The organism is Pseudobdellovibrionaceae bacterium (assembly GCA_019637875.1).
GTDB lineage: Bacteria > Bdellovibrionota > Bdellovibrionia > Bdellovibrionales > Bdellovibrionaceae > JAHBUW01.
This window is the reverse complement of sequence record JAHBUW010000008.1, coordinates 71,637-83,033: the sequence shown is the minus strand read 5'-3', so window position 1 is coordinate 83,033 and position 11,397 is coordinate 71,637. Positions and strand designations below refer to the sequence as shown.

Genomic DNA, 11,397 nt, shown 5'->3' with positions numbered 1-11,397 from the left:
TTGTTCCTGGGTTTTGTCGCGTTCGCGTACCGCTACTCGACCTTTCGGATCACGAAGAACTTCGAAGAGGTCGATCCCGGTCGCTTCTACCGCTCGGCGCAGCTGACGCCCGAAGAAATGGAAGAGGCGATCAAAAAGTACGGCATCAAAACCGTGGTTTCTCTGCGGGGCGCCCCCGAGCACGCGCCCTGGTATCAACCCCAGGTCGACGTGCTTGAGAAAAATGGCGTGAAGTTCGAGAAGCTCTGGTGGACCGCCGAGCATTTCCCGGCGAAGGAAGAGCTCATCCGCTTCGAGGACATCCTTGAAAAAGGCGACTATCCGATTCTGGTTCACTGTCGTGCCGGATCGGACCGGACGGGCGAAGCCACCGCGATCTACGCGATCAATCACATGAAACTCACGAACGAGCAGGCCGTCGCCAAGCATCTGAACTTCGACTACTGGCATGTCGAGACCTTCAAGCCCGCGATGAAAGAGTTCGTGCGGCGCTATCAGGGGCCGACATGGGCGCGGGAGGTCTTTGAACCCTGTTCGGCTGAAAATCGCCCGTGGGTTGAGGCGCATCACTGCATCAGTAGCGATGCCAGCGCGAAGACGGCTGGTGAGGCCTCGGTCGATACGGCGTCGGTTGTAAAATCCGAGACCCGCGAGCCCGCGAAGAACTAGTCCGCGATTCCCATCTCGGTGATCGCGTAGAAGTGCATTCCCGTGACCAGTTTGAAAATCGGCCCCATCACCGAAAAGGGAAATCCTTTGGACTCCATGACTTGGTGGTGGGCGTGAATTTAAGGCGTGGGTGCGGTGAGGTGAGCTCCGTATAGCGTCGGGGCCCCCAGTGGAAATCCGCATGGGTCTGACTGACCGAAGCGTGATGTTTCGCGCGCCCCACCACCAGCCAGCACATATGATCAAAAATGAAGACCGAACCCGGCGCCGCTCTTTCACCGAACTGGCGGAGGACCCCCGCGACCTCGGTGGGGTTCAGGTACATGAGAACCCCTTCGCAGATGAAAAAGCTCGGCGTTTTGGTGGGGAGTTCCAGCTTCTCCCACCAGTCGGGCTCGGTGAGTGAGCCCGCGATGAACTTCTGGCGGGCGCGTGGCTCCAAGAGCGCGCGACGCACGTTCATGGACTCTTCCAGGTCGAAGTCGATCCAGGAGTTTTCGCCATTGTCGAGCCACTGGAAATAGTCGGCCAAACCCGCGCCGAGCGAAACACCCGTGGCGGTAGGGTGCTTCGCAAAGAACTTCCGCGCGCGTTCGCGGAAAATCTGGGTGCGCTTCATGATACCGTAGACGGAGCTTTCGTCTTTCATGAAGGGGCGCAGATCTCGATCCACGCGACCGATGATCTTTTCCGAAAGCGGATCGTGGAACTGAAGCTCGGGGTAACGCGCGGGCCCCCGGGCGCGGGCGGCCAGCGTGATCAGGAAAGTGGTGGGGACTTCGTTCAGATGGGCGACAGAGACTTTCATGCCCCGAAGATAAAGAGTTCATGGGGGGTTGGCCAGAATCCTCGGTCGTTGAATTTAGACGATCAGAAGCTGAGAGCCGTCAAAAGTTGGCCAGTCGGGAAAGCCTTACAAGCGGGGGGTGGGTCTACCCCCACGGGTTTGCAGAAGGGGCTGTCAAACGAGTTGGCACTCTCTTTGGAAGGGGGATCCGTGACTGCCGAAAGCGATTTCGGTTTGGGGAAATCTGGGGAGGTTTTCAAATGAACACTCAATTGAAAGTATCCGTGATCGTGGCCCTTTTAGGGTTGGGTCTTCAGGCTCAGGCGCAAAGCCGCTGTGAGCGCGTTCGTGAAGTTCGGGGCTGCGTTTCGTCGTTCTCGGACATCGATCGCGAACAAAAGAAGATGGATGAGCTCGATAAATCGATCCAGCTCCGTAAATCCATCGTCGGGGTTTTCAAGGATATCAACGGCAAGGATCTCGTGATGTCGTACTTCGGTCGTCACGAGCTGCGCATCGACTACAATACCAAAAACGTCGCCGTCACCTACAACGGTGAGAAAACGAGCGACGTGAAGCTCTGTTACGAAGCTTGTCCCACGGAAGGAAAGGTCACGTGGTTCCACGACAAGCACGGAGAATTTAAACGCATCCAAGGCGGCTTGTCCGTCGGAGGTTATGAATTCAAAATTGACCGTAAATAATCCTGGTGAGTTTCACCTGGTGTTTTAGGGTTCGTCTCAGATAATTGATTTGTTTTTGTTCACGGGAGTCCTCTGCGACTCCCGTTTTTATTTGGGAAATCAGTCCTCGGTGCGGGCGCTCTTCAGATCTTGAAGCAGCACCTCGTCGGGAACGGGCGGGGGTGTGGACTGCAAAAGGTCTTCGATCATCTTTTCGGCGACGCGAATGCCGTCGCAGGCCGCCGACGTGATGCCGCCCGCATAACCTGCGCCCTCGCCGCAGGGATAAAGGCCCCGGTGCGAGATCGACTGTAGGGACTGTGAATCGCGGGTCACGCGCACGGGGCAAGAGGTGCGGCTTTCCACGCCGTAGAGCTGGCCTTCTTCCGAAACGAAACCCGGGAGCGACCGGTTGAATTTCTCCAGTCCCTGCGCCAGACGTTTTTTGATCGGGGCGGGCAGAAGTTTGTCGAGCGCGACGGCCTTCACGCCCGAGGGCGACGAGCCGGGGCGTACGCCCGTGAGTTTGCCGCTCATGAAGTCCGTGACCTTCTGGGCGGGGAGTTCGCGGCCACCGCCGGCGGCTTTGGAGGCCTGATAGGCCTCGGTCTCAAGTGTGCGACGGAAATCCAGACCCGAGAAGAGATCGGTGCCGAAGTGGCGTTGATCCACGGACACCACGATGGCCGCGTTCGCGAAGGGCGAGTTACGGTGGAAGTTCGACATCCCGTTCACCACGATGCCGTCGGCCTCAGTGCCTGAGGACAGGACAAATCCGCCAGGGCACATGCAGAAAGAATAAACGCCGATCCCGGTTTTCGGGTCGTGGTCGGCGACGCGGTAGTTGGCCGAGCCCAGCTTCGGGTGCGTGGCCGCATCCCGGTACTGCAGTTGATTGATCATGGGCTGCGGATGTTCGATGCGCAGACCCAGGGCGTAGGGCTTTGCTTCCATGGCGACGCCGATCTCGCGCAGGTGGCGGATCATATCTTCGGCCGAGTGACCGGTCGCGAGCGCGACGTGGTGACTGGTGAAACGTTCGCCGCGTTCGGTTTCGACGCCGACCAGGTTTTCGCCGTCGGTCAGAAGTTTTTCGATCTTCGTGTCGTAATAAATTTCGCAGCCATTCGCTTTCAGGAATTCGCGGATCTTCGGAATCACGCGGCGGATTTTATCCGAGCCCACGTGCGGATTCGCCAGATACTGGATCTCGGCGGGGGCGCCGAAGCGGACCAGGCGTTCGAGCACGTAGGGGATGTGCGGGCTTTTGATACGTGTGATGAGTTTGCCGTCCGAATAGAGGCCCGCGCCGCCTTCGCCGTAACAGACGTTGTTGCGCGGATCGAGCTCGCCGTAGCGCCAGTATTTGTTGATGCCCTTGATCCGCTGACCGCTCTCCGAGCCGCGTTCGAACAGGCGACAGGGAATCCCGCGTTCCACCAGTCGAAGCGCGGCGAAGAGGCCCGCGGGGCCGGTGCCGATGACGATGGGCTTTTCGAAGGTCGCGGGCGCGTTCACGCGGGGGACCTCGAAGCGGTAGAGGGGGCGGGATTCCCCAGCCCCCGCGACTTCGACGGTATAGACGAAGTGGACGTTGTGGCGGCGACGCGCATCGACGCTCTGGCGGAGGACACGGTAGCCCCCGTGGTTCGGCTCCATCCAGGCGATTTTCTCGGCGAGGTCGTCGTCGAGGCCGATCTCCAGATCTTTAATGATGCGCATGCCTCGGGTTTGACACAGATGGCCTTAAACCTCAAGATGGCGGCCGTGGAATTCCTTTATCTTGTCCCTAAAAATGCTCTCAGTCGCTTTGTGGGTTGGCTCGTGCACCTGAAACTCCCCGGGGGTTTGGCGAGTTTTACCATCACCCAGTTCGCCAAAGCCTATAACATCAATCTGGAGGAGGCCGAACGCCCGGTTTCCGCCTACGCCAGCATCGGCGACTTCTTCGTGCGCCGACTGCGCGGGGACGCGCGCCCCTTGGGAGGGGCCACGCTTGTGCACCCGGCTGACAGCGTGATCACCGAAAGCGACTGGATCAAGGACGGCAAGATCATCCAGGCGAAGGGTCGCTACTACTCGCTGCAAGATTTTGTCGGGACGAACGAATCGGCGAAGCCCTATCAGGGGGGCGCGTTTGCGACCTACTATCTGTGCCCCACCGACTATCACCGCGTGCATTCGCCCGTCAGCGGCCAGATCGTGCGCGTACGCCATTTGCCGGGGCATCTGTGGCCGGTGAATGACTGGTCGACGACCCATATCGAAAATCTGTTCGCGGTGAATGAGCGCGTGCTTGTCGAGATCCAGACCGACTTCGGCCTTATGGGCGTGATGTTCGTGGGGGCCACGAACGTGGGGCAAATCTCGCTGTCGTTCTGGCCCGAGTTCCGCTCGAACGATCCGCGCTATCCCTCGGTGCGCGAACGGGTGTTCGAACCTTCCGTGGCGGTGACGAAGGGGGACGAGCTGGGCGCCTTCCACATGGGGTCGACGATCGTGCTGCTCTTCTCGGAAGAGATGTTCGCGACTCTGCCTGCGCTCAAACTCCAGCTTCCTCATCTGAAAGGACTGAAGGCCCGTGTCCGGGAAGATCTTTTGCAAAATTCAAAGCCTGCATCTGTACCCCATTAAAAGCGCGGGCGGCCTCAGCGTTCCGGAGGTCGTCTTCGATGCTTGGGGTTTACAGCGGGATCGCGAGTTCATGGTGGTCGACGACTCCGGTCGCTTCCAGACCCGTCGCGAAACTCCGCAGATGGCCGAAATCGAAACCGAGATCGGGGGCGAGAATCTGCGCGTGCGCATTCAAGGACAGGACTACTTCGTTCCTTTGCGCGCGGACACAACTCCCGCGACGGAAAAGGTTCGGGTCTGGAAATCCGAAGTCGAAGCGGATCTCGTGGAGCATCCGGGGCTGAATGAGGCGCTCTCCAAACTCCTCGCGCGTCCGGTGCATCTGGTCCGTTACGGCCGACACTCCCAACGGGAAGTTAAAAAGAGCGGCAAGGCCTGGGGACGTCAGTTTCGTTTCGCCGATTCGGCCAACGTGCTCGTCACCAGTGAAGAGAGTCTTCACGACCTGAACGGGCGGTTGACCTCGCCGATTCCGATGGGGCGTTTTCGTCCGAATATCGTCGTCAGCGGCGATGGGCCTTGGGCCGAGGACCGCTGGGCGTCGCTGCGCTCGCCGCAGGGACTGACGCTGACGATCGTCGGCGGTTGCGGGCGCTGTCAGATCATCAATCAAGACGTGGCGACGGGGGAAACTTCCTCCAAAGAGCCGCTTCAGCGTTTGGCCGAATTCCGGAGATTCGGGTCCAGCGTGGACTTCGGCGTTCATGCCGTCCATACGCTCCCCAGCGGTCTCGCGAAGGATGCGGACGGCATGGGAATGGGGCCTGTGGGGACGGGCTTGGGGCTTTTAAAAGTCGGCATGGATCTCGAAATCGAAATCAACAGTTTGTCCGTGGTCTAAGGTTACTTCCGGCGCCGGAAGTAAAATTCAGATCTACGTTCAGCGGAAGAATTCCCGCTGCTTCCGCAGGCTTGCGAGTTTTTCCTGAACATAGTCATTGAGCGCCGATTCCAGGTTTTCGCCGAGGAGAGCCCGGTGGATGTCTTGGTAGGCCTGGTCCCACAGGGTGAGATCCGAAGCGGAAATGGCCTTCTGCCGCAAAAGGATGTCGGCGACTTCATTCATGCGGTTCAACGCTCGGGCCAGCTTGTCCGGAAATTCCGGCGAACGGCAGCGCAAATAAATCAAGCGATTCGCGCAGACCTCGGGATCGGGCGAAAAACGCCGACACTCGGGCGAGATGCGCACGCGATGATCCATGATCGAGAACCCACGTAAAGTGACCGGTGTTGCGCCCCAGTAGTCGACTCCCTGTTTTTCAAGAACGAATCCGGGGGACAGATGGATGAAGCCGTGAATCCACAAGGTCGACGGCGCAAAAGCCGACGCCCCATCGGAATTCGGTGCGTGATAGATGCCGATGTCGAAGGTCTGAGGCTCTTGGACCTCTTGGCAAAAAGCCCGGGCGAAGGCCTTCATCTCGGGCGCGTCCACGCCCGTCAGCGAAGTCGTCAGGCCCGCGCCCCGAAGCGCCGTTGAGAAGCAGTTCGGCCCCGCTTGGGCATAAGTGGCGCCCAGATCGTTTCGGAAGTTCTCCGGCACACAAAGGGTCACGTCCGCGCGGCAAGGGACGGCGTCGGGATTCAGCTCGCAGCGGATTTCTGAGGAGCAGCGAAGGGCGGAAAGCTCCAGCTCAAGGTCTTCTCGCGTTCCCGCGATGACGACCTCTTGCGCGGACATGGCTTCGATCTGCGGAGGGCCCGGAAGCCAGAGCCAGCGGGGGATCGTGGGGGCCACCGAGTTCAAGGTGGCCTGCGCGCTCATCGCGAAAAAAGTGAGCGCGAGAAAGAGCTTCAAACGTCGCCCGCCCGTACGGGATAGCGGCACTCGGTGTCGCGGGTTTCGCGGATGATGACCTGATGGAGCAGCGGCAGGCTCGGCCGAAGCTTTTCGTAAAGGTAAACGCAGAGTTTTTCGGAGGTCGGATTTTCGAGCCCCGGGACCTCGTTCAAAACGCGATGGTCGAGCTCTTTCAGGATCGGCGAGGCCACCGTGTCGATCTCGTGGAAGTCGTAAACCCAGCCGATCTTCGGATCCAGATCGCCCCGCAAAACGAGGAGGATCTGAAAGCTGTGCCCATGCAGACGTCGGCAGGGGTGGCCCTCCGGCAGCTGCGGCAGGGACCGGGCGCTCTCAATGAAAAAAGTGCGGCGAAGTTCGAACACGAAGCCCTTCGACCACGCCCCGAGAGGGGGGTCAAGGTTCACCCCCGATTCCCGGCTAGGCCCTGAATCAAAAACATGCTAAAGCTCTGGGATATGCCGGAAATGACTCTTCATTTGTTCAAGCAGAACTTCAAATTCTCGGCCGCGCATTTCCTGATTTTCGACGCGAAGTCCGCCGAAAAACTTCACGGCCACAACTACCAGGTCCGCGTCGACATCGGCTGTCCCGCGGAAATCGCGAACGCGGCGTCCGGCTATTTCGTGGATTTCAACGTCTTCAAGACCTACATCAAAACGCGTCTGGACGCCTGGGACGAGCACATCCTTTTGCCCGCTCGCCAGCCCGAGATGTCTTTTGAAACCAAAGGCGCCTCGCTGGAAGTGCGCTTCCGCGATCGGTTTTATGTCTTTCCGGAAAATGAAGTGATCCGGCTTCCCGTCACGAACACCAGCGTCGAGCAGCTTTCGCGGCTGCTCGCCGAGGATTTCGCGCAGGAATTTAAGAAGGTCGGCGTCACTTCGGTCACGGTCACCGTGGAAGAGACCGCGGGGCAAGGGGCGAGTACGAAGGTGCTCGCCTAAGTTTAAGCCCCAACCCAGCGGACACGAACGCCGCGAAAGTCGACGGGCACGACCGTGCCCGTGATCAAAAACTCTTACAGCTCGTTCTGCAAACGCGTCAGCAGATCGAAGTTTTCGGACTGGGCCGGTCCCAGATCCGCGGCCTTCTGCTCCAACTGCTCCAGCGTATAACCGGTGAAGATGTTGGTGTCGCGGGCCATCTGGTTACGCAAAGTCTGCTGGGCATTGTACCAGCGCATCTTCGTTTGATCGCGCAGATCCGGGCAGGTCGCGAGCTCTTGCTGAGCGGTCGCGCCCCAACGGAGCTCCACGCAATGCCACGGCGAGAAGCTCATCATCGGCATCCGCTTCAAAAGCTGCTCGAGCGTGAGTTTCACCGCTTGGCCGCGCGTGTTCTTGTAAGTGATCGAGCACGACTTCAGCGTTTCCGACGCCGCTTTGATGAAATCCGCCTTCAAGTCTTTCCCGCGGTAAGTGTACTCCGGGTTGCGGCGATCCACTTGCGCTTTGAGTTCTTTCGCGGTCGCGAGCGCGTTGTTCACGGAGTTGCGGCGACGGACGTCCCCGCCGGGAGTCGAGAACGTATCCCACTCGCCCGAGCCACCGTAGATGGTGTTCGGCAGAGTCTCGGCGTGGGGTTTCGCCGCGACGCCCTTGGTGGTGCCGTCCTGCACGAGGCTCACGCGCGAACCGAAGTCGTCGCAGATCGTCTTCATGCGGACTTTGAATTCACCGATGACGTCCAGGGTGTAGCGACCCATGAACATCCGGCGACGCAGGAACTCTTGGAACGAGTTCGTGATCTTGCCTTCGATGTTGTAAGCCGATTTGCCATCCGCGGTCGTCGTGTTCCCGAACATCTCGTCCGAGTAGTCGTGGATCTCGGCGTTCGTCAAAAGACGCAATTTACCGCCGATATAAGAATTCGAGAAATTGTCGTACTGCGCGCCTTCGATGACGACGGGGCGGAAGTTCAAGATCCAGCCACCGTGCGCGGGTTTCGAGCGTTTATAGAAGTCCGCCGAGTAAGCGCGGCGGGGCGAGATCGACTTGGTGTCGATCAAGGCGTCGAACACCATGACCTGACCGTCGGGAGTGATGTCGTAAACGACGCCCACGTGACCCGAAGGATCGTAGATCACGGAGCCTGGACGGATCGCGCCCTGGCGGATCGCCGGGGTATAGAAGTCGCCGAAGTTCGTGCGCGGATCCACACGCAGGGTCGCCGTGTGGACCGAGTTCTGGATCGTCTTGTGAACGTCGAAGAAATTCGTGTACTGCGAATCCATGGGCAGGCGCAGGCGGCGCGAAGGTTTGTTCCCGTTCCACGAGTAGCGCACGTCGGTCTGCGCGACTTCTTTGCCGTCCGCGATGGATTGCTGTTGTTCGGGAGTCAAAGGCAACTGCACCATACCTTGCGAGATCGCCATGGGTAGACCGTTTTTCCAAGCGAAGTACGAACGCAAGAAGTACGGCCAGTCCGCGCAGTCCGACCAGAAGCGGTACTCTTGCGAAGTGGGATCGGTATCGCGGTAGGGGTTCGCTTCCGAGCGCATGCACGAATCCACCGTGGTGCAACCCGAGCGACCGATGGCGCGCACGAAATCCGAATAGGCCAGTTCATCCGAGTCCGACCAGAAGGGTTGCTTCAGCACCCAGGTTCCCAGGCCGCGCAGCGGATCACCATGTCCGTAGCCGTCATCCGCCTGGCCGCCCCAAGGGTCTTGACGTTGACCACCCCAGGGATCCTGTTGGCGCTGTCCGCCCCAGGGATCCTGATTCTGATCATAGCGGGGACGGGGTTCGTAGCGCGGCTGCTGACGGCGCTGACCGCCGCCACCGAAAATCAAATCCAGAAGGTTCTGGGCGTGCGCCGGCGTTCCGACGAAAAGCGAACAGCCGATCAAAAAGCCAAAGACGGACGGGAGTTTGAAAGTCGGACGCATGGAAACCCTTTCCTCATCAACCTGTTTAGTCCACGAACAGGGGCGCCCAAAAAGGGGCCTCACGATCCGCCAAAAACCAACCAGGGCCTGTTCAAAGTCTTCACAGGTCTATTTTACAAAGTTTAGGCCACGCCTTAGTCTTCGACCCGGTCGTCCATACGCCAGTTAAGGAAGATCGTCTCCAGCGCCATGCGGCCCTGTAAATCGAGGGAAGGTCCCGGTTCGCGCATCTGGAACATCTCGGGATCGATGAGGACGACCTTTTTACGATCGGCGCTCACTTGAAATTGGATATCGAAGGGGTAGACGCCGTTTTCGAGTAAGACGCCCAGCTGACGTTTCATCTCGTTCATGACTTCCGTATTGAGCTTGAATCCCGAAGGCGCAAGCAGCGCCACTTGCGTGTTGATGCCGCCCACATCCGCCATCACGAAGAAGGTGTCATTTCCCCTCTGCACAAGTCCGTGCAGTTTCGGTCCCAGGCCCACGGCGTTCAGCTCCTGGAGCCAGGCGGCCTCTTTCAAGTTTCCGTCGGGAAGTTTTTTGCCGATGACGGCGTGACCTTGAATGGTCGCGCGGAAAAGATCTTTGCGGGCCCCGAGGGGCGCCACATTCTCGAGCCAAGCTTCCTGGAGGCTACGAAATTCGGTCGTCTTATAAGTCTTGTCTTTGAGTCGGGGCGCGTTCATCCGGGGGGTGACGACGCCGTTGACACCCCTGTCGAAGCGATGCGCAGAGACGCAAAATACGGCTCCGGCTTCAACGCCGAGGAACATCATAACGAATAGGATCAGGGCCGAGCGCATGCGCACCTCAACGAAAGAGGATCATTGCAAACGGACGGACCAATTTCGATTAGGGAAGCTCTTCGACGACCTGGTAACCCCAAAAGCAGATGATCGGACGGCCGCCGGTATAGGCGCCCGAAAGCCACGCCTCGAGTTGGTCCTCGAGCTGCTGGGGGTGACCGTCGCAGGCCTGCGACGCGAGTGAGGCAAAGCGAATCGGCTGAGCGATCCGCCAGCTCCAGGGGTGCTGGGTTTTGTCGTCCCAGTTGCGATTGTCATTCAAAAGATTCACGCCGACTTCCGCGACCAAGATGCGCGGCAAATAGGTTTCGGGATCGCGAATCTGTTCGCGTGCGGCCGCGATCATCGCGGGGTCCGCAAGATCCACCAAGTAGGAGGCCGTGCGCGAAGAGTTCGATAAAACAAAGTAACGTCCGCGCGGAGCGGGAAGTGCGCGCGCGTTCGGACGCAGCTCCGCGAATTCCAGCGGAGCGGATTTAATATGAGCCTGTAGGCTGAAATCGGATTCGATGGCAAATGCGGTTCCCGAAAACCCGGAAAGATCGAGCTTGAGCACTTCGCGGCCGCTCACGCGGAAACGTCGTAGCTCAAGCCCTTCCTCGCCGGGCTTTCGAGAGAGGATACGGCCATCATGGCTTTGGGAACTCAGATTGGTGATGACGAGCTCGCCCGAGTTCCGGGCCGCCCGTGCGGGAAAATACAAATGATTGCTCTGTCCGCCCGAAAGCGCGCGCAGATTTCCCTGCGCGTCGGTAAACTGAAGAGGCGATTTCACGAAGTCGGGAACATCGATGACACTGAGTTGAGTGCCGACGCTGACGGGGAGTGAAAGCGTCGTGCGCGGAGAGATCCGGTGCGCAACCTCGGTCAAAGACTGCGTGCCCGTGGAAAAGTCCTTGCGGTAGATCTCGAGGGTTTCGCCCGTCGGATTGCGCAGCTCGATCTTGCCTGTCGACTCGGCCGGGAGCACGTAACGTGCGGCCAGGGTCGTTGATCCCACGCTGAGCAGCGCGATCAACAGAAGGGCGGGGTGGTAAGAGCCGGACTGGCTGTTCGTCTTTGCGACCATTGTCACCAAGACAAACGGAGGAAGGAGGAAAGTCCTGAAGCCCCCGGCCCCT

Annotated in this window: 11 protein-coding genes and 1 pseudogene; 5 read left to right on the top strand and 7 right to left on the bottom strand. The window is 59.3% G+C overall.

Annotated elements, in window-relative coordinates; genetic code table 11:
- Nucleotides 1-669 carry a tyrosine-protein phosphatase gene (locus KF767_11340; protein MBX3018476.1) on the top strand — a complete coding sequence of 223 codons (669 nt, stop codon included), beginning with the start codon at nucleotides 1-3 and terminating at the stop codon, nucleotides 667-669.
- Between the two features lie 67 nt (nucleotides 670-736).
- Here KF767_11340 and KF767_11335 read toward each other — a convergent pair whose 3' ends face one another.
- Nucleotides 737-1,477 carry a class I SAM-dependent methyltransferase gene (locus KF767_11335; GenBank protein ID MBX3018475.1) on the bottom strand — a complete coding sequence of 247 codons (741 nt, stop codon included), beginning with the start codon at nucleotides 1,475-1,477 and terminating at the stop codon, nucleotides 737-739.
- Between the two features lie 239 nt (nucleotides 1,478-1,716).
- Here KF767_11335 and KF767_11330 point away from each other — a divergent pair, with 239 nt between their 5' ends.
- Nucleotides 1,717-2,160: a hypothetical protein gene (locus KF767_11330; protein MBX3018474.1), complete on the top strand. Its 444-nt coding sequence runs from the start codon at nucleotides 1,717-1,719 to the stop codon at nucleotides 2,158-2,160.
- 174 nt (nucleotides 2,161-2,334) lie between these two features.
- On the opposite strand, the pseudogene KF767_11325 reads toward KF767_11330, so the two are convergent.
- Nucleotides 2,335-3,861: pseudogene (locus tag KF767_11325) on the bottom strand (hypothetical protein).
- Nucleotides 3,862-3,897: 36 nt separating this feature from the next.
- Between KF767_11325 and psd the strand changes: the two are divergent.
- Both psd and KF767_11315 read left to right on the top strand, forming a co-directional pair.
- Nucleotides 3,898-4,773, top strand: coding sequence for a phosphatidylserine decarboxylase (psd, locus tag KF767_11320; protein ID MBX3018473.1), 876 nt, complete (start codon nucleotides 3,898-3,900; stop codon nucleotides 4,771-4,773).
- Nucleotides 4,721-5,614, top strand: coding sequence for an MOSC domain-containing protein (locus KF767_11315; GenBank protein MBX3018472.1), 894 nt, complete (start codon nucleotides 4,721-4,723; stop codon nucleotides 5,612-5,614). The genes psd and KF767_11315 overlap by 53 nt, the downstream gene beginning before the upstream one ends.
- Before the next feature lie 39 nt (nucleotides 5,615-5,653).
- Here KF767_11315 and KF767_11310 read toward each other — a convergent pair whose 3' ends face one another.
- Together KF767_11310 and KF767_11305 are read right to left on the bottom strand one after the other, a co-directional pair.
- Nucleotides 5,654-6,571, bottom strand: a complete 918-nt coding sequence (locus KF767_11310; GenBank protein MBX3018471.1) for a hypothetical protein — start codon at nucleotides 6,569-6,571, stop codon at nucleotides 5,654-5,656.
- Nucleotides 6,568-6,939: a 6-pyruvoyl tetrahydropterin synthase family protein gene (locus KF767_11305; GenBank protein ID MBX3018470.1), complete on the bottom strand. Its 372-nt coding sequence runs from the start codon at nucleotides 6,937-6,939 to the stop codon at nucleotides 6,568-6,570. The genes KF767_11310 and KF767_11305 overlap by 4 nt, the downstream gene beginning before the upstream one ends.
- Before the next feature lie 93 nt (nucleotides 6,940-7,032).
- Here KF767_11305 and KF767_11300 point away from each other — a divergent pair, with 93 nt between their 5' ends.
- Nucleotides 7,033-7,521, top strand: a complete 489-nt coding sequence (locus KF767_11300; protein ID MBX3018469.1) for a 6-carboxytetrahydropterin synthase — start codon at nucleotides 7,033-7,035, stop codon at nucleotides 7,519-7,521.
- Between the two features lie 74 nt (nucleotides 7,522-7,595).
- Here KF767_11300 and KF767_11295 read toward each other — a convergent pair whose 3' ends face one another.
- The 3 genes from KF767_11295 to KF767_11285 all read right to left on the bottom strand — a co-directional run bounded on the left by KF767_11295 (nucleotide 7,596) and on the right by KF767_11285 (nucleotide 11,345).
- Nucleotides 7,596-9,467, bottom strand: coding sequence for a hypothetical protein (locus tag KF767_11295; protein MBX3018468.1), 1,872 nt, complete (start codon nucleotides 9,465-9,467; stop codon nucleotides 7,596-7,598).
- Between the two features lie 134 nt (nucleotides 9,468-9,601).
- On the bottom strand, nucleotides 9,602-10,156 hold the full coding sequence (locus KF767_11290) for a hypothetical protein (protein ID MBX3018467.1): 555 nt from the start codon (nucleotides 10,154-10,156) through the stop codon (nucleotides 9,602-9,604).
- 166 nt (nucleotides 10,157-10,322) lie between these two features.
- Entirely contained in the window at nucleotides 10,323-11,345 is a 1,023-nt protein-coding gene (locus KF767_11285; GenBank protein ID MBX3018466.1) for a hypothetical protein, read from the bottom strand.
- Nucleotides 11,346-11,397: the final 52 nt, after the last annotated feature.

Bases quoted from the DNA above. Each gene is read 5' to 3' on its own strand.
- KF767_11335 (MBX3018475.1), bottom strand. From the start codon at position 1,477: ATGAAAGTCTCTGTCGCCCATCTGAACGAAGTCCCCACCACTTTCCTG.
- KF767_11330 (MBX3018474.1), top strand. From the start codon at position 1,717: ATGAACACTCAATTGAAAGTATCCGTGATCGTGGCCCTTTTAGGGTTG.
- psd (MBX3018473.1), top strand. From the start codon at position 3,898: ATGGCGGCCGTGGAATTCCTTTATCTTGTCCCTAAAAATGCTCTCAGT.
- KF767_11300 (MBX3018469.1), top strand. From the start codon at position 7,033: ATGCCGGAAATGACTCTTCATTTGTTCAAGCAGAACTTCAAATTCTCG.
- KF767_11295 (MBX3018468.1), bottom strand. From the start codon at position 9,467: ATGCGTCCGACTTTCAAACTCCCGTCCGTCTTTGGCTTTTTGATCGGC.
- KF767_11290 (MBX3018467.1), bottom strand. From the start codon at position 10,156: ATGAACGCGCCCCGACTCAAAGACAAGACTTATAAGACGACCGAATTT.
- KF767_11285 (MBX3018466.1), bottom strand. From the start codon at position 11,345: ATGGTCGCAAAGACGAACAGCCAGTCCGGCTCTTACCACCCCGCCCTT.